18 protein-coding genes are annotated in these 17785 nt (G+C 42.1%); 10 read left to right on the top strand and 8 right to left on the bottom strand.

Annotated elements, in window-relative coordinates:
• The first annotated feature begins 54 nt into the window (after positions 1 to 54).
• The 6 genes from FH971_RS20020 (at position 55) to FH971_RS19995 (ending at position 6020) form a co-directional block, all read left to right on the top strand.
• On the top strand, positions 55 to 432 hold the full coding sequence (locus tag FH971_RS20020) for a GntR family transcriptional regulator (protein ID WP_140235445.1): 378 nt from the start codon (positions 55 to 57) through the stop codon (positions 430 to 432).
• Positions 433 to 476: 44 nt separating this feature from the next.
• Entirely contained in the window at positions 477 to 1346 is an 870-nt protein-coding gene (locus FH971_RS20015; RefSeq protein WP_137224250.1) for an ABC transporter ATP-binding protein, read from the top strand.
• The gene (locus tag FH971_RS20010; RefSeq protein WP_140235444.1) at positions 1343 to 2635 is read left to right on the top strand and encodes an ABC transporter permease; all 1293 of its coding nucleotides are present in this window, start codon (positions 1343 to 1345) and stop codon (positions 2633 to 2635) included. The genes FH971_RS20015 and FH971_RS20010 overlap by 4 nt, the downstream gene beginning before the upstream one ends.
• Before the next feature lie 163 nt (positions 2636 to 2798).
• Positions 2799 to 4592, top strand: coding sequence for an AMP-dependent synthetase/ligase (locus FH971_RS20005; protein ID WP_140235443.1), 1794 nt, complete (start codon positions 2799 to 2801; stop codon positions 4590 to 4592).
• Between the two features lie 131 nt (positions 4593 to 4723).
• Positions 4724 to 5512 (top strand): lipase family protein, encoded by a 789-nt coding sequence (locus FH971_RS20000; protein WP_137224256.1) that lies wholly within the window; start codon positions 4724 to 4726, stop codon positions 5510 to 5512.
• Positions 5513 to 5633: 121 nt separating this feature from the next.
• Positions 5634 to 6020, top strand: a complete 387-nt coding sequence (locus FH971_RS19995) for an acyl-CoA thioesterase (protein ID WP_371833654.1) — start codon at positions 5634 to 5636, stop codon at positions 6018 to 6020.
• A gap of 3 nt (positions 6021 to 6023) precedes the next feature.
• On the opposite strand, the gene FH971_RS19990 is transcribed toward FH971_RS19995, so the two are convergent.
• Both FH971_RS19990 and FH971_RS19985 read right to left on the bottom strand, forming a co-directional pair.
• Positions 6024 to 6281: a GNAT family N-acetyltransferase gene (locus FH971_RS19990; protein WP_140235442.1), complete on the bottom strand. Its 258-nt coding sequence runs from the start codon at positions 6279 to 6281 to the stop codon at positions 6024 to 6026.
• A 52-nt stretch (positions 6282 to 6333) separates the two neighbouring features.
• On the bottom strand, positions 6334 to 6756 hold the full coding sequence (locus FH971_RS19985) for an acyl-CoA thioesterase (protein ID WP_140235441.1): 423 nt from the start codon (positions 6754 to 6756) through the stop codon (positions 6334 to 6336).
• 139 nt (positions 6757 to 6895) lie between these two features.
• Between FH971_RS19985 and FH971_RS19980 the strand changes: the two genes are divergently transcribed.
• Positions 6896 to 7942: a hypothetical protein gene (locus FH971_RS19980; protein ID WP_140235440.1), complete on the top strand. Its 1047-nt coding sequence runs from the start codon at positions 6896 to 6898 to the stop codon at positions 7940 to 7942.
• Positions 7943 to 8006: 64 nt separating this feature from the next.
• On the opposite strand, the gene mtnC is transcribed toward FH971_RS19980, so the two are convergent.
• A complete protein-coding gene (gene mtnC, locus FH971_RS19975) occupies positions 8007 to 8687 on the bottom strand; it encodes an acireductone synthase (RefSeq protein ID WP_137224266.1) in 681 nt (226 codons plus the stop codon).
• Positions 8688 to 8900: 213 nt separating this feature from the next.
• Here mtnC and FH971_RS19970 point away from each other — a divergent pair, with 213 nt between their 5' ends.
• Positions 8901 to 10100, top strand: coding sequence for an alpha/beta hydrolase-fold protein (locus tag FH971_RS19970; protein WP_140235439.1), 1200 nt, complete (start codon positions 8901 to 8903; stop codon positions 10098 to 10100).
• Positions 10101 to 10262: 162 nt separating this feature from the next.
• Here FH971_RS19970 and FH971_RS19965 read toward each other — a convergent pair whose 3' ends face one another.
• On the bottom strand, positions 10263 to 12140 hold the full coding sequence (locus FH971_RS19965; protein WP_140235438.1) for a DUF885 domain-containing protein: 1878 nt from the start codon (positions 12138 to 12140) through the stop codon (positions 10263 to 10265).
• A 178-nt stretch (positions 12141 to 12318) separates the two neighbouring features.
• Here FH971_RS19965 and FH971_RS19960 point away from each other — a divergent pair, with 178 nt between their 5' ends.
• On the top strand, positions 12319 to 12558 hold the full coding sequence (locus FH971_RS19960; RefSeq protein WP_137224272.1) for an HP1242/YdcH family protein: 240 nt from the start codon (positions 12319 to 12321) through the stop codon (positions 12556 to 12558).
• A 513-nt stretch (positions 12559 to 13071) separates the two neighbouring features.
• Positions 13072 to 13878 carry a TIR domain-containing protein gene (locus tag FH971_RS19955; RefSeq protein WP_140235437.1) on the top strand — a complete coding sequence of 269 codons (807 nt, stop codon included), beginning with the start codon at positions 13072 to 13074 and terminating at the stop codon, positions 13876 to 13878.
• Positions 13879 to 14133: 255 nt separating this feature from the next.
• Here the strand turns inward: FH971_RS19955 and FH971_RS19950 are convergent, their stop codons facing one another.
• The 4 genes from FH971_RS19950 to FH971_RS19935 all read right to left on the bottom strand — a co-directional run bounded on the left by FH971_RS19950 (position 14134) and on the right by FH971_RS19935 (position 17675).
• Positions 14134 to 14631: a GNAT family N-acetyltransferase gene (locus tag FH971_RS19950; RefSeq protein WP_140235436.1), complete on the bottom strand. Its 498-nt coding sequence runs from the start codon at positions 14629 to 14631 to the stop codon at positions 14134 to 14136.
• Complete coding sequence (locus tag FH971_RS19945; RefSeq protein WP_140235435.1) at positions 14628 to 14900, bottom strand: type II toxin-antitoxin system TacA family antitoxin; 273 nt, start codon at positions 14898 to 14900, stop codon at positions 14628 to 14630. Before FH971_RS19945 ends, FH971_RS19950 begins: the two co-directional genes overlap by 4 nt.
• A 154-nt stretch (positions 14901 to 15054) precedes the next feature.
• The gene (locus tag FH971_RS19940; protein WP_140235434.1) at positions 15055 to 16716 is read right to left on the bottom strand and encodes an amidohydrolase; all 1662 of its coding nucleotides are present in this window, start codon (positions 16714 to 16716) and stop codon (positions 15055 to 15057) included.
• Positions 16717 to 16901: 185 nt separating this feature from the next.
• Positions 16902 to 17675 carry a haloacid dehalogenase type II gene (locus tag FH971_RS19935; protein WP_420853484.1) on the bottom strand — a complete coding sequence of 258 codons (774 nt, stop codon included), beginning with the start codon at positions 17673 to 17675 and terminating at the stop codon, positions 16902 to 16904.
• Positions 17676 to 17785: the final 110 nt, after the last annotated feature.

Genomic DNA, 17785 nt, shown 5'->3' with positions numbered 1-17785 from the left:
CTTAGCATCTAGTGTATGAGTGTATCAATGAATTAATACAGTTGTTAAAGGCTAATGTTAGAATTAATAAATGTCAACCCCAGCAGCGGCGAACCCATTTACCGACAGTTGCACGATCAAATCGTGCGCTTAATTGTCGGCGGGCAATTGCACCCCGAAGATGTTTTGCCATCAGTGCGCCAACTTGCCGAACATTTAGCGGTAAACCCAATGACGGTATCACGAGCCATGCAGCAACTTGTCGACCAAGGTTGGGTTGAGCGTCGTCGTGGTCAGCCGTCACGTGTGGCTGCTAGAACCGCAGCTAATAATGATTCTGGCAGCAGTTTACTGGCTCCACAATTAACTGCATTGGTTGAGCAAGCACTACAATTAGGGGTCGATTATGACCAGTTACAAGCATTGTTGGAACAATTTTGGAATAAAGAATAGCGATTGCAGAGCTAATTTTTAAAGACATCATTTAGGAAGTCGATATGGAAGCCGAAGATAAGCCCGTTTTATGTTTTAATCATGTGAGCAAAACCTTTGCCAGCAAAGATAAATCTGCAGCAGGCCAAACTGTGTTGGCTGAACTGTCGATGACACTTTATCCTGGCATGGTAGTCGGATTATTAGGTCAAAATGGTGCGGGTAAATCAACGTTAATGCGTTGTGCGTTAGGTATTCTCGATATCGACAGCGGAGACATTACAACATTAGGAGAAACACCTGCAACCTTGTCAATACCAGCCAAAGAATGCATCGGTTATGTGCCACAACAGCCTTTTGGTTATGAAGGCTTCACTATAGATAAAGCGTTAGAATTGCACCGCAGCTTCTATCCAAACTGGGATATGGCACTCGAACAAGATTGGCTTAACCGTTTTGATTTGGATGTCACTCAAGCGGTGCAAAAATTATCAGTGGGTCAGCGTCAGTCGCTGGCATTGATTATGGCCATGGCGTATCGACCAACCTTATTATTACTCGACGAACCCGTTGCTAGCCTTGACCCTATTGCCCGGCGTCAGTTTATGAGTGACTTGTTCGATCTCGCACTCGATTCGGGTTCTGCTGTGTTATTTTCATCGCATATCACCTCAGATTTAGAACGTGTTGCCAGCCATGTTGCCCTGATTAAAAAAGGCCAACTGGTACTGTTTAAAGAAATCGACGCCCTGCGTGAAGAGGTTAAATTACTCAACTTAACCGACAACGCCCAGTTACCGTCACATTATAAAATATTGAGCCAAACCGGACAAAGTGTGCTGGTGGATACTCAAGGCAACCCATCAAATATTACGGGTGTGCAGAGTGAAAAATCACTCAACCTAGAACAGTTATTTATGGAGCTGCATCGATGAATCAATCGCTGCAAAATAGCCAGCTTTCATCATGGCGTAAACCTTACCGTGGCATGTTGCGTTTATGGTTATATGACTTAGGCTGTGTCAGCTTTATTGCCACAGCAGGGCTTGGCCTTGCGCTGGGAATTCTGTGTTTAGTCATAGGTAAAACTGATATTGTCAGTTTAGTTTTTTCAATGGCCACAGTCTCTACAGCGGCAGCAATAGCGTGGCAATTAAATCGTTTAGCAGCATCCGAGCTGACCGGTCTAATACCTAATTATCAACAGCTCGTACTCGTTCAGGCGGTTACCATCGCAGTGGGTATGTTATTGATACAGCTATTGGTCTGTATTGCTTTTGCTGCTTATGATGTCATCCCCAGATTGCTGCTAGGGATAGTTGTTAGTTTACTGTTTATATGGGCTTGTTTATGGCGCAGTAACAGTTTTCATTTATCGTTTTTACTCTTCGTTTCCGTGCCGTTTATCGATAATCTCGCGTTTCATATTCCAACCTGGCTAATGTTGGCAACGATTGCAGCTCTGTTGTTTAGGGTGATTCCCTTATGCCGCCAACTCAGCTGGAATAATGAGGCGCGCGTGGTGCACCTCAATGCAGTGCAAATGGGCTGGATGTGGCTGCCAAGTATAAAAGGATTCACTTGGATTACTCGTGTGGAGAGGCTGTTTCACCCAATGAACTTTTTTATCGGCCCAGTGTTAACGGTTATGTTGTTGTGTTTGCCATTAATCACCCTCGGATTAATGTTGCTGTCGTGGCTGTTTGATATTGATGTACCGTCATTATTTCTATTGGCGCAATTTAGCGTGATCAGTTGTGCCATTGTACATTGGAGCCGAATTCAACGTTGGCGAGCCGCTGAAACACTGTTTTTATTGCCTAGTTATAGTGGTCTGAGTGGATTGCGCAATGCATTTTATCGTAGCCAATATCGTTTTATTGCTGTTTTAATGGTGATGGTAAGCGTGCTCTGTTTTATAAACAGCTTAATTGATCCTCAATATGATGGGTTATTTATACTGCATTTAGGGCTAAGTACTTTTTGGGGCTGTGCGATTATGTTGGGCATAGGTTCGGCAAGTCGTAATAGCCTGCAAGCCACAGCGGCAATGCTAATAGTGTTAGTTCATTCTGTTGTGGTGTCGCTGAGCTTTGCCGCTTTAAGAGATGGTAACAGTATTTTTGTGTGGCTAGTTATTGATGCGGCACTGGTACTTATTGGTATTGGCGTATTAGCTTGGGGCAAAAAACGTTTGTGGATAAATGGTATTACTACACCTTAATTCTGTTGGTTAATTTAGCGGTTTATGGATCTAGCAGCTTATCAGTTTAGTATATGAACGTGACCTTTAGCTCAAAAATAGAGCAAAAGCTCTTATGATTTGTCGCTGCTTAATGTAGAATACAAAAAGCGGAACACTTGTAAGCTAAAAAGGTCACTGTTATATGTCACTAAATCAATATCACGTCGTTAGACTTCTACAACAACAAAGCCAATCTTTAGGTGGTAATATTGCCCTTGAAGGCTTTGATATGCCTGCTCCTTGGCATATGGTGACGTGGGGTGCATTTAATACGATTACAGACTCTGTCGCACAGTTGTTAATTGAATTTGGTTTACAAGTGCAAGATAAAGTAGTCATTTTAGCCCAAAACTGCCCGCAATGGACTTGTGCCGATATCGGTGCCCTTAAGGCGCGTAACGTGGTGGTGCCTGTGTATCCCACTAGCACGATTGATCAAGCCGTATTTATTGTTAACGATGCTCAGGCAAAATTAATTTTTGCTGATAACCAACAACAATATGACATGGCATGTGCCATTGCCGCACAAGCTGAATGTGTGCAACACATTGTTGTGTTTGACGCTAATGTGACCCTGAATGCCGATAATCATGTGTATTTTGATCACGTATTAACCGCGCAATTTAATCCCCTTATTACGGATGAACTCAATACCAGATTAGCGAATACCAGCTTAGATGATTTATTCACGCTGATTTACACCTCTGGTACCACAGGTAATCCCAAAGGTGTGATGCTCGACTACCGTAATTTTGCCTCCATGATTAACCAACATGACAGCGAGTTACCTTTCACTCCGGGTGATGTGTCATTAGCCTTTTTACCGCTAAGCCATGTATTTGAGCGCGGTTGGAGCATGTATGTGTTATGCCGTGGTGGCCATAATGTGTATTTAAATGATACTCATCGCATTAAAGAAGCTCTAATTGCGGTTAGACCACATAACTTATGTGCCGTGCCGCGATTCTTAGAAAAGATATACAGCGCCGTACACGATAAAGTCAGTAAAGCCTCTAAACCAAGGCAAGCACTTTTTGCTTGGGCGATGGCAGTAGGTAAACGTCAGTTCGAAGTTAACCAAGGCCGTGCCTCTGGAAGTTTATGGTTAAGTGCACAGTGGAAGTTGGCTAACAAGTTGGTTTTTAGCAAGCTACAGCAAGTATTGGGTGGCCGTTTAAAGTTTATGCCTGTCGGTGGTGCTGCACTCGATGTTAATGTGGGCAGCTTTTTTCACAGTATTGGTGTTCCAGTATTGTGTGGTTATGGCATGACAGAAACCTGCGCTACGGTAACCTGTAATACTTTAGATAATCGTGTGCCAGGATCAAACGGTAAACCGTTAGATGCTATGCAAATTAAACTAGGCAAAGACGACGAAATTTTGGTGCGTGGCGAAACAGTGATGCGTGGTTATTACAATCGCCCTGAAGATACCGCTGAAGCCTTTGAAGACGGCTGGTTAAAAACCGGTGATGCTGGTCGTATTGATGAGCAAGGTAACTTATATATTACCGATCGTATTAAAGAATTAATGAAAACCTCTAACGGTAAATATATTGCTCCGCAACGGGTTGAAGGTAAGGTGGCATGTTGTCCGTTTATTGAACAAGTTGCTATTGTTGCTGATGCGCGTAACTATGTATCAGCGCTAATTGTACCCGCTTTTGAAGCTTTAGAAGCCTGGGCTCAGGCCCAAGGTATTCATGTTGAAAACCCAATTGAGTTATTACGTCACTCACAAGTGGTAGCGCATTTTGAGCAGCGCTTAAAAGAGTTGCAGTTTGAATTAGCCAGTTTTGAACAAATCAAAAAATTCACCTTATTACATGAAGCATTTTCGATGGAAGCGGGTTTAATTACTCCCACATTAAAGTTGCGCCGTAAAATGATTTACAGTAAATATCATACTGAAATTAACGCCATGTATGGTCATTGATATCGAGTGATTTAATCATAAAGGGATGCCACATGGCGTCCCTTTTGTTATTGAGAGATCGCTAGGATTCACAGAAATGTCATCTGTTTGTCTTATGCTCCAATCAGTCTTACCTGACCGATAACATCAATGTGAAAAAGCTCAAACGCTACCAATATGAACGTTATGCGGTGTTGTGCAAGGTAACGTATCAAACCGACTTTGATCCGCAATATTTAGGGTTCTCACGCGACAATTATGTCGAAATAGCCAATCGTTGGGGACATATCTGCGCGCGAGTGTTGTGGCGTGATGATCATCCTGAAGTGCTGGTGGTATTTCGTGGTTCGCAGACTGTACATGAATGGTTAATCAATCTGCTCTGCCTGCCTAAAGTGAAACAGTTTGACGACTGCTATTATCACGTCCATTACGGTTACGATTATTTATTGGAACAGCTTAGCAATCCTATATCACCAGAGTATCTGGATGATAAAAGTATTTTTCAGCAACTCTATACCATTGTTAATCCACTTATTTCATTGGGTAAACGCATTACATTGACTGGACATTCGTCTGGCGGCGCAATGGCTATTTTGGCGGCTGATAGATTAGAACGACAGTTTCCAAAATCGATTAAACGGGTCGTGACCTTTGGTCAACCGGCACCAGGATTTCGGAATTTCCAACGTCAATATTTATTACATCGGCGAACCTACCGTATTTGCTGCGGGGTAGATATTGTCACGTTTTTACCACCATTCCCGGGGCTTTTCTGCCATGTTGGGCGAATGCTGTGGCTGCATAATGAACGTATATACGACAATATTTCCCCACTAAAACGTTTTTTGCTCAGCTTTACTAGTTGGTTGTTGTCACCATTTGTATCGCACTACATGCATAAATATATCCGCGATAAAGATTTTTTTGATGACCTATAACAACTTGAGTCGTTAGAATGGGACAAAGGTGTTTTATCCATCAAGACTAACGTCAATGGACTTATAGTCATCATATTAAAATAATAATAAAGGAACTTTTGTGGCAGATACTCAATTTAGCATGAACTTGAAACCACGTTTTTGTGAAACCGATGCGTTAGGACACATTAATAACACAGTGATCCCTGTGTGGTTTGAAGCCGCTCGTGAGCCGATTTTTGAAATCGTTAACCCCGGGCAAGACCTAACCAAGTGGAACATGATTATTGCCGGTTTTACCATCGCCTTTACTGCGCCAACGTATTATGGCGAGGAGGTAATTGTAAAAACGCACATTAGCCGTTTAGGTAACAGCAGTTTTGATATATTACAAAGCTGTTGGCAGCACGGTAACAAAACCGCCGAAGCGACTACCACCATGGTGCATTACAATTATCAAACCGAAAAAAGTGAACCACTTGCTGACGATGTACGTCAACAATTGGCTGCATTAACAGGCACAGTTTAAGCGTTAACGTAAAAACTTGACCACATAACTGCAGCTTGCACTAACGTTAAGCTTTTGTGCTTTAGCCCAAGCCAATCCTGTTCGCACCAACTTTTCGGCAATGCCTTGGCCGCGTAACGTAGGTGGTACAAAGGTGCGGTGAAAATCGATATTTTGACCGTCTAAGCGATATTCAAGCATGGCTTCGACGCCTTGAGTGACAACCACAAAACGATGTTGGCTAGCTTGGTGTTGCACTGTCACGGTATTCTGGTCACTCATAGACGTGTCCTGCTATTTTCGCATGATTAATGTATGTATCGTATGTGCAGCGCTATTCATGTTGTTTTAAGGCTTCAAGTAATGCTGGGGTTAATTTGGCTTTTTGACCCGTTTTAAAATTAAACATCACCACTTTTGCCCAACCGATAGTGGTAACCGCTTGCTGTGCTTTGCTGAAAACGGTGTAATGCATAACAAAGCGGTCTTCACTGATATCGCTGATCTTAACACCAACAATGATGGCGTCCGGAAACGTTAGTGGACGCTTAAAGCGGGCATTGGTTTCGCTAAGTACTGGACCTACGCCAGTAGATTTAAGATCGCCAAGTAAGTTAATTTGATTAAAGAAATCGAGACGAGCGGTTTCAAAGTACTTAAAATATACAGAATTATTAACATGTTGCAGTGCATCCATTTCACCCCATGCAACTTGTATATCTGTGCTGATAGAATGTTGAGCTAAAAAGTCATTCATGGCGGTTCTCTGTTATGAATTAATAAATTAAACGCTTGTTTAAATCTTATCTGTTAATTTAACAGTCTGGCTGATGAACAGCAAGGGACAGTGGCTATTTGCAGTCGGTGTAGCCAGTAACCTCATAAGGATTTTCACCTTGGGAAAAGAGACTTTTTTAACAACATCAAGTTTATGGATATCGTCATGTTGGATGGTGTTTTGTTCACGGTTTACCGAATTACAAACCAAACTGAGTTTTCCACAAAAGTTGTATTTGGTGGCAATCATATTACTGTTCACTACTGACTCTGTTGTGTGGGTCGCGATGATAAGCGTGATGGCGATGTCGATTGAGTTTTGGCATTTGTTTGAGCGTATGTGGCACAGTTTGGCAGGCAAAGCAGTGTTATTACTGTTTTATGCAATTGTGGCCAATTTTGCCTTGGCTAGCTCAAGCTCAGTGGTTAACGATGTGGTTGGCGTAGCAGCCAGTAGTTTTAATTACACCCATAACTTCGCCATTTTGCTCTACATTCCTGCATGGAGTGTGGTAATGAGCTGTATTGTACTGTTATTACTACAGCTTGTTTTTCCGTTAATGTTTGGCATTTCTTTTATACTCCGTCCTTTTGGTGTGAAAAACTTTCGTCTGATTAATCACGTACATTTTCATCGTACGACTTTTTGGGTGCGAGTTATTCTTGCGGCGGTGGTGTTGTATCACCTTGCTATGCTGATGGACCTTTATGGCCAAGTTGAAAAAGCGTTGGCTGATCCGCAAGTTGTACAATTAGTTGAAGCAGAAACCGAAGAGGAAATACTTGCAGATGATGGTTCTACCTTAGCGGTTAAAGGTCAAGACAAGGACAAAGATGAATCCATCGACAAAAAAGCTGAAGAACCACCAGTCATTAAAACGGCTGACGAGCTAGTTCGCGAGCAAGAACTTGAGGCAATTGATGAGATAGCAAAACAGCCTTATAACCATTTACGCAGCCAGTATTTTACCAGTGTACGTAAAGCTATTGCGTTGTTCGCCTTTCAATTAGAGGCTAATACCAAATCACGGTGTAAAAAATTACCTTTGTCGCATGTGGTTGAGCTTAATGATTATGAAATCCTGGAGATAACTCCCGATATCAATGCTGAATACGGTTATCATTTTAAAGTAAAAAAATGTATCTCACCTGCATTCCCCAGTTAATAGATTTGCTACAGACATAAAAAACGACCTGAAAAGGTCGTTTTTTATGTTGAGTAGAAAAGTATTAATCGAAAGTTAATTCGCTAAAACTGCTGATTTTTCTACACTTAGCTTGGCGCTGATCTGCAAATCTGACCATTTGGCAAGTCGTCATTCCTGCGGCTTCTGCGGCTTTTAGCTCTTCAGCGACATCTGACACAAATAAAATTTGCTTTGGCTTCAAACTAATCGTATTACAAATATTACAATAGGCTTGTTTGTCTAATTTATTACCCGTGCGGGTATCAAAGTGGCCATTGAAAGACAGGGTTAAATCACCTGACTCGGTATGGCTAAAAAGCAGTTTTTGCGCTTCAACTGAGGCAGATGAAAAACTATAAATGCGGATGCCTTTTTCTTTGATTCGTTCAATGCTGTCAATAAAGTCAGGATAAATGTGGCCAGTAAACTCTGCGCGGTTATAACCCTGTTTCCAGATGAGTCCTTGCAGTGTTTTTAAAGGAGTAATTTTACGATCTTCATCGATCCATTGTTGCAGAATCTCAGTCACACGCTCGAGTGTGGCATCTGGCTCTAGGGCAATATCTTTAATATCGCTAATACAATAATCAACTATTACGTTATGTTGATTTTGTTCAAGAAAGTTAGCCATCTCTTTTCGTGAGTAAGGAAATAACACATCTTGAATAAAGTTAAGATCGGTAGTGGTACCGGCGGTATCAACGATAATAGCTCTAATACTCATATGATTTGTTACTCCGAAAACAATTAATTAGCTTATTGATGATCCTAAGCTTTATTGACGGCTAAGGCTAGTGCTATTCGTGATATAGCATCGATACAAGGTGACTTTTAGTGCAAGGTGTGAACTATATTAGATAATGTTAAATTGCCTTGTTTAGGAAGGTCTGTTAGGTTCGAATATTGCTCAACGCTTAAGTCTGACAAGGAAGCTAGTATGCTAAACATCGGGACGGGTCGTTTTTTAAAATGGCCGAAAGTATCACGCCAAAGTATATCTATATACACGTTATTACTGAGTTTTTTTCACGTTAGTCTAGTGTTTGCTACAGATGTATTGCCGCAGCAGACTACCGAAACCCTGAGCGTGAAATCCATTTTATTTAGCGAGAAAGTCGATTTTTTGGTGACCTTGCCGAACGATTATTTAAAACAAACCGATAAGCACTATGTGGTGTTATTTGACTTACATCCGCGCAGCCATTTGTATTTAGCAGGCATGCACGATTGGATGAGCCATAACGGCGGCTGGCCGTGGTTAGAAACCATTATTGTTACCGCGCCCGACGGCCACCAAGGCTTGGGAAAGTTAAAACAGGGTGCGATAGAGCAGCAAGGCGATCAAGCACTATTGGACTTTTTTGAACAAGATTTATTGCCCGCAATTGATAAACGTTATCGCACCAATGGCTTTCGTATTTTTAACGGCTTTACTGGCAATGCAGGTTTAGTGCTCTACAGCTTAATCAATCGTCCTAGTTTATTTAATGCCTATATTGCTGCCAGCCCGGTGTTATCAACAGACTTTGCCTATGTGCTCAATGATGCGTCTAAAAAGCTCAAAAACATGCAAGGCAAACCAAGATTTCTATTTATTAGCACCAGTGATAGCGGCTTTGAGCAAAGGCAGCTGGATTCGTTTGCTAAGCTTGAAGATATTATTCAAACCCATGCCAATCATAAATTGAACTATCAAATCAAACGTTTTGACGGCAGCTATTATATGACCCAACCTATTTTGGCGACGGCGTTGGGCATCGAGATGATATTTAACGATGTTCACACTGTTTTAGCGGCTGATTCAGAAGTATCTCAACAAGGAACGAAAGCAATTCTAGCCTACTATAAACGTTTGTCTGATGAGGTTTATGGCTTTGATGTGCCAGCAATTGATTCGCTGTTAGCCTTAGGTAATAGTTTAGTTAAAGCTGCACCACAGCAAGCGATTGGGGTTTATCAAGATACGCTGAAAGCCTATCCTAAAGCGCATTCGGCCTACCATGAGTTAGCCAGTGTTTATGCTGCTACAGGTAAAATGACTCAGGCTATCGAAGCTGAACAACAAGCGTTAGCGAGTACCGACCATCCGTTTTATCAAAACAAATACACTAAGCAATTAGCTGAGTTTCAAAAATAAGTATTTCAAAACTAAGCGTGTCAAAATCAAGCTAAACCAAACGATAAAAATGATAAATGACAATAAAGCCACAGTACGAGTGTTCGCCCTGTGGCTTTATTGTGTAACCTGCTCAAACACTATTATTCTGAGCTGAGGTTTAGTATTCCTAGTCGAGATTGATTACGCAGCAGTTTCGCTGGCTAACCACTGATTAATTTTTTGCTCCATTAAATCTAATGGCAAGGCGCCATTTTCTAATAAGCGATCGTGGAACACTTTAATATCAAACTTATCACCTAAAACTTGTTTGGCTTTTGCGCGTAGTTCGATAATTTTCAGCTCACCTAACTTATAGCCGAGTGCTTGGCCCGGCCAAACGGCATAGCGTTCAATTTCGCCTGTGGCTTCCGACAAATGAATACCTTCGGTAGCAACAGAATAATCAATGGCTTGTTCACGGCTCCAGCCTCTGGCATGTATGCCGGTATCAACCACAAGGCGAACCGCACGATGTAGCTCTGACTGCAAACGGCCAATGTTGTCGATAGGATCATTTGCATAAATGCCCATTTCGGCGGCTAAACGCTCGGCATATAAGGCCCAACCTTCGCCTGCAGCATTGGAATAAAATACTGTACTTAGTAGCGGCAGTTCATCAGATAAGCCAATAATGGTTTGTAAATGATGGCCTGGATTAGTCTCGTGGTAGGTCAAGGTTTGTAATGAATAAGATGGCAGTGATGCTGTGTCATACAAGCTGATCCAGAAGGTGCCTTTGCGTGAACCGTCTTGTGATGGTGCGTCATAAAATGCGCCACTAGTCGAAGCGGCGCGACTTTCTGGTACCGCTTCAATGGCCACATCTTGATTAGGTAAACGCCCAAACCAGTCTGGTAATTTTGCATCAACTAAGGCTAAGTCGGCTTGAATATCGGCCATTAGCTGTTGCTTGCCTTCTGGAGTATTAGGGTAAAGATATTGTGGGTCGTTGAGTAACACTTGCATGCGCTCACCGACGGTACCGTCAACATAACCGACTTTTTTGAGTAACCCGTCCATTTCGGTAGTAATACGTGCCACTTCCGTTAATCCGAGTTGATGAATTTCATCGGCAGTTTTGGTCGAATTGCCTAAATGTTGGATCAGCGATTGATATAACTTCGCCCCTTGGGGTAAACGACCAATACCAGCTTCATGAGTTGCTTTTGGGCGCACCGCTTCTAACGCTGCAATCAGTTGGCGGGTGGCGGCATAGTATTTAGTGTCAACTAACTCGGCAGCAGACTTTACCAACGTATCGCTATTATCTACTTTGGCTGCGTTAAGTTTAGCGTTAAAGCTGGTCACTAAAGGATGGCTGTTTGCTGGGCCACTGATTTGAGCTTGTAACCCGCGTAGGGTTTTATCAATGACAAAGTCTGGTGGAATGACGCCCATCGATACATCGTGATTGAGTTTATCGACCAATGTGCCCATAGCGGCAGGGTACATGCTTAAGCGAGTTAAATAAGCCTCGGCTTCGGCAGTATTGGTGACGGCAAATTTGTCTTCCATATAACCGGGGAATTCAATTTGTAAACCAGATAAGTGGTTAACAGCATAAGGTAAAAACCATACGCCGTATTCACCTAACACGTTGCCATAATTAACCACTTGAGCTGGTAATAAAGCGCCTTTCACTTCAGACTTTATCGCGTTTAAGCTGATTGTTTCAGAGGGCGTTAAGCTTGCTTCATCAATATCGTTGAGTTGGCTCAGTATTGATTTAAGTCCTTTGCGACGGTGGGTTTCACCAGATGGACTGTAGTCGGTGAGTTTAGACATCACATTGGCGTTGATACTGGCATCACTCACGCCGTAGTAAGTGGCAACTTCGGGTCTGAGTACAAAATAGTCTTTAGTGATTGATGCGACTTGTTGTTTTAGACTGAGCTTGGTGGCTGTTTTGCTTGCAGTGCTGTCAGTGGCTGTAGAGTTTGAATTATTGTCAGCGGTGGTGGAGTCTGTGCAAGCGCTAACGAGCAGGCTCAACATAATGACATGGATAATTTTTTTCATTAATTACTCATTAGGTTTACGTGGCATTCAGGTTGGAATATGGTTATATCCTAACAGTTCTTAAGATTAAGCTCTTACAGTTTTTATGAGCATGTATTGTGAAGTAGTAGTGTCAGTTTGACGATAGGGTTCAAATATGGTCTAACGGGCTTAAGTTTAGTATGAAAAGGAGAGGGTTATGTTAGGTGAAAACCATGCGTTATTAGTAGATTTTCCTGAGTATCAAGACAAAATTAAATCATTAACTGCTAGTGATGCTGAGTTCGCAACTGATGCGAAGCGGTATCATGATTTAGATACTGAAATACGTAAGCTGGAGTTACAGAATACGCCAACAAGTGATGAGTTTATTGAAAAAGCAAAGCTTGACCGTTTGGTATTAAAAGACAAACTGTATGAGCAGTTTACTCAAGCTTAATTCGTTTATTTAGTCTTTTTTGGCCATGTGATCATCTAGGTGGTGACATGGTCAATTTTTACTGTTGTCTCAACTATATTCTTATTTGGTTGTGTTTTATGGCCAGCGGCCACTAACGTCGTGGCGCTTCGCCCACACCAGACCAAGAGGAAACCAACGGCTGTTCCCTCTTGGAACTCCCAGCCGCCACATCAAAATTATCTGAAAAGCGATAATTTCGCGACGTGGTTGAATCCAGCTTTTGACTTCGTTTTGGTGTTCTTCGGCCTTATTCAAAAATGCTAACGCTTCCGATGGGGCGTCCCTTCCCCTCGAAAGCTAGCTGGCCGTCCATGGCCAGCTCACGCTATTTTCTTCAACGGCTTCAATGCAGTTGTAACACGAATAGATTTAACCGCTTTACATCAAAGATGTAGCAAATGTAGGATGATATTAATGACTTAAACTGCGGATTTATTTGTACATTATTAAGTCCAAATTAAGATTACTAAAATTTATAGGGAATTTAAAAAGTTGAGCATAGAATTCTTAGAAACTGATTTTGATAAAGTAAGTTATCTAGCTAATGTTCTAACAGCTAGAGCAACTGGCATGGCTTCAGATTCTGGAGAATATAAAGCATTACGCCAGGAACTACTTAAAAACCCAGCTATAGCATCAAAATTACCTCATTGGATAAGACAACATAGAAGCTTAGATTCTTTTTGGGGGTTTATTCAGCCTAAATTTTCTTCATACGCTGAACGGAGGACATATATTTCAGAACAATTCACGCAGTTACTTGATGAATTAGAATTTGGCAATGCACTTCAATTAGAACAGACGGCACCAATTCCAAAAAAAATTCTATCTCAATCAACTCAAGTTGCTAGAAATAAAAGGAAGGTTTTTATTGTTCATGGTCGAGATAATGAAGCTAAACAAGAGATCAGCAGGTTTATCGAGCAGTTAGGTCTAGAAGTGATTATCTTGCATGAGCAAGCTAACGCTGGAATGACAATTATTGAAAAAATAGAGAAATATTCCAATGATGCTGATTTCGCTCTAGTTTTATATACCGCTTGTGATAAAGGGCGAGGAGCGCATGAAACGAAAATTCCTGCTAGAGATAGGGCACGTCAAAACGTGGTGTTTGAACATGGTTATTTAATGGCAAAGCTCGGAAGAGAAAATGTTTGTTCATTAGTTAAAGGTCAAATTGAGACCCCAAATGATATTAGCGGCGTCGTTTACGTCCCGCTCGATGATTTCGGTGCTTGGAAAATTGGTGTAGCCAATGAACTTAAAGTTTGTGGCTACTTGATTAATCCGTTGTTCTAAATGTTATAAAATGGGTTTATAACAAGTAAATTCTCCCGCACCGGCAAATTATTGAAAACAGCACTAGTCTTTTATAGCTAACAGTTACCGAAAATGCTTAAAAGGTTGGTCATGGTAATTTGCGAGTCGACCGTCCGCCCCATGGACGGGGCGGCCGAGCTACAGGGATGAACTTGTGCGTGTCGGAGAGTGAATGCCATGATGAACCCGTTAAATGGTTTTCCCGTGGTAAATTCTTGGGTTTAAGTTTTCAAGTTAACTTAAGCTTGCTCTTACATCTGCAATGGTGATGAACAGTTTGTTTTCTGCGTCTTGAAAGGCCTGAAATCCATAATGTTCGTAGAAGTGTGTTGCGCCATCTTTTGCGTCAACAATGACGACTGGGAATGCTACGCTATCACTTGCCGCTAACAGTTTTCGTAGTGCATCAATAAGTAACCATTCGCCAAAGCCTTGGCCTTTATAACGGTCATCGATGGCTAAGCGGGCTATTAGGCCGCCAGAGGTTGATGATTGATACTTTTTCTGTAGCTTATCCGGCAGAGCATTTAGGTCAATTGGTGTCATTGTTAAGGTATAAAAGCCGATGATATGCGAGTTATCGTTATCATCTTCTAAAACAAACGTTCTGCAGTTGTCTTTCTTTGCTTGCTGACTCGCCATGATTTTTAAGTAATTATTAAGAGCATCAATACCACAGTTGAATCGGTTTCTATCGTGTTTAGCTTTATCTAAAAGTACCGTATTCATTATTGGGTTTTGCTTTCGTAACGTTCCGAAGCCGTTTTGAGTTTTGAGTTTGGTGTTGCTGGACTGTCTAACGCTTCCATAAGCAACATTGCATCTGTTTGGTTAAGTTTTAGTGTTTGTTCACGTTCTATTACTTGTTTGGCTTTTTCGATTGCTGCACTGAGTACAAATGAGTTAATGCTCGACATACCCGCTATAGCTGCAGCCTTTGTCAGTAAATCTTGGGTGTCGACATCAACTCTAGCGGTGATGCGAGGTAAAGTAGTCGCCATAATATAATCCCCATACGTGCCAAAATGTCACATAGCCATTATGGTGTTAAAACGTACAATAAGCAATACCGGTGTCATTTTGGCACACAGGCTGAAACGTTATTAAAACCAATTCTACTTATCTTACTTATCAACAAACGATTCTCAATGCATCTTACTCTTTTGCAAATACCTTGCGGCCGTTTACCCAGGTGGCGATGACTTTGTTTTGCCAGATCTGTTGTGGGTCGATTGTAAAATAGTCATCTTCAACTAGGATAAAGTCTGCTTTTTTGCCGGGTTCTAATGAGCCTAATAACTGCTCTTGATGGCCTGCGAAGGCGGCGTCGATGGTGAAGCTTTTGAGCGCTTCGATGCGCGAGAGTTTTTCAGTGGCGAGCCAGCCGTCTAGTGGTTGGTTTACATGATCTTGGCGAGTGACTGAAGCGTGCAATCCAAAAAATGGGTTGGGCGATTCAATAGGAAAGTCTGAACCATTGGCGATGACAGCATTGGCGTTTAACAGTTTGCGCCACGCATAAGCACCAGCTAGACGGGCTTTACCTAAACGGTTTTCGGCCATATTTTTGTCGCTGGTGGCGTGGGTTGCTTGAATCGATGCGATAACCCCAAGTTTGGAAAAACGCGGTATGTCGGCTAAATCGAGAATTTGTGCATGTTCAATACGATGGCGTAATGCTTTTGAGTCTGTTGCTGCAATGGCAGTTTGGTATTTATCGAGTACCACTTGATTAGCATTGTCGCCAATGGCGTGGGTGTTGACCTGAAATCCCGCTTTCATCGACAGTAAAATCAGTTTGCCGAGTTGATCGTCTGAATACAGCATTAATCCTTTATGGCCGGGTTGATCTGAATATTCTTTGATTAACGCTGCGCCGCGGCTGCCAAGCGCGCCATCTGCCGATATTTTTACACTGTCGACTTTAAACATGTTATCGGCAGTGGTGATGTGGCCTTGTTTTAAAATGGCTGTAAAGCGAGGGTCTTCAACAGACAGCATGCCATTTACGCGTACGCTCATGGCATTGTTAGCTGCTAATTGTTGGTATGCTTTGATGTTGTCGATGCTGATACCAGCATCGTGCACACTGGTGAGTCCGTATGACGCTAGGCTGTCCATTGCGAGGGTTAAAGTGGATTGTAGTTGCTGCTGGTTAAGATCGGGGATGATGTTAAACACTAAGTTCATGGCATTGTCGATTAACACGCCAGTTGGATTACCTTGTTCGTCTTTAACAATTTCACCGCCTTCAGGTGCCACAGTTGTTGAGGAAATTCCCGCGAGTGCTAACGCCTTGCTGTTAACCCAAATGGCATGACCGTCAACTCGGCCAAATGACACTGGGTTAGCACTAAAGGCTTTATCTAGGCTTTCTTTCGTTGGGAATTGTTTGCTGTTCCATAACTCTTGGTTCCAGCCACGGCCCATTAGCCAACCGTCAGTCGGGTTGTTTTTACTAAATATTTGTGCTCGTTCTACGGCTTGTTGTTCGCTACTGGTGTTGGTTAAGTCTGCGGTTAACAAACTCAAACCATAACTCAGCACATGGCCATGAGCATCGATTAATCCGGGCAGCAGGGTTTTACCTTTGCCATCAATTGAGGTGATATCAGTTGCATTAGGTAAGGCTTGGTTTAAGGTAAATAGTCGATCAATTTTGTCGTCAGTAAATTGGATAGCATTAAAGGTTTGCAGTTTCCCGTCAACGAGCGTGTAACCATTAACGTGATGCACCAGTGTGGTTTGTGCCATGGTGTTTGCGCTTACACTAGCAAAACATAATGCCACTGATAGCGCTAAATATGCCTTTCTCATTTGTTTTCCCTTTTAATGCGATGATTAATCTACATTCATTAAATGTTAATTGATCGTTAATGGCAAGGGGCAGTGCAAGTGGTCTTGAGGGGGGAATATTGATACAGCAGTGGAGGAGGCCATATACAGGCTCTAATTCTGTTTACATTTATCGCCCAGCATTGGCTGGGCGATAATCGTTAAGACTACTTAAATTTAGCTAAAGTGCTGGCGAGTTCATTCACATCCAATACGTTGTAGTCTGGTTGTGCTGCTAGCGGAAACAACACCTTGCCTGGGCGACGAATAAAAGCGGTTTGTAAGCCTGCTTTATTAGCACCATCAATATCCCAACCGTGTGCGGCAACCATTAATGCTTCATTTGCATTAACGCCTAAATCTTTAATGGCCCACTGGTATGTTTTTAAATGCGGCTTAAATACCCCAACAGATTCTATGCTTAAGTTGGCATCGAAATACTGGCTTAAATTAGCATTTTTAAGCTGTAAGGTTACGCCCTCTAATGATGAGTTAGTTAAGGTCACTAGTTTGTAGCCTTGAGCTTTTAATTTAGCTAAACCTTGTGCTACATCTGGGTGAGCTGGTAATGAACGAAGTGGTGTTAAAATGGCGGTTTTAGCTTGTTCTGGTGTGATGGCAATACCGTTGATTTCGGCAACCATTTGCAGTGAGGCAACGCCAATGCTGCCAAATGTTTGGTAATCGCCAGTGGCTGATACAACTAACGAGTGGTGTAACATGGTTGAGAACCATAAAGGCAGTAAATCTTCACGGCCATTAAGCGCTGCGCCAACTGATTTGCGCATATTTTCAAGATCTAACAAGGTTTCATTTACATCAAAAATGATCACTTTAGGCTTAGTTAGCTGTGGTGTTTCGGAGTTAACAGATTCATTAGCGAACACAGTGCTGCTATGGAGCAGAACAAATGCAGTAGCAAGCGACATTAAAGTGCGGATTTTCATAATACCTCTGACAATTTGGGTTAGGTCGAAATGGAGAAGATAAACTTGAGCAATACGACTACTCAAACAATAATCAATAACAAAAATATTTTGAACGTTCGTTC

Origin of the sequence: Shewanella polaris (assembly GCF_006385555.1) — a bacterium.
GTDB lineage: Bacteria > Pseudomonadota > Gammaproteobacteria > Enterobacterales > Shewanellaceae > Shewanella > Shewanella polaris.
Note: the sequence above shows the minus strand (reverse complement) of the source record. Positions and strands in the feature narration are given on the sequence as shown.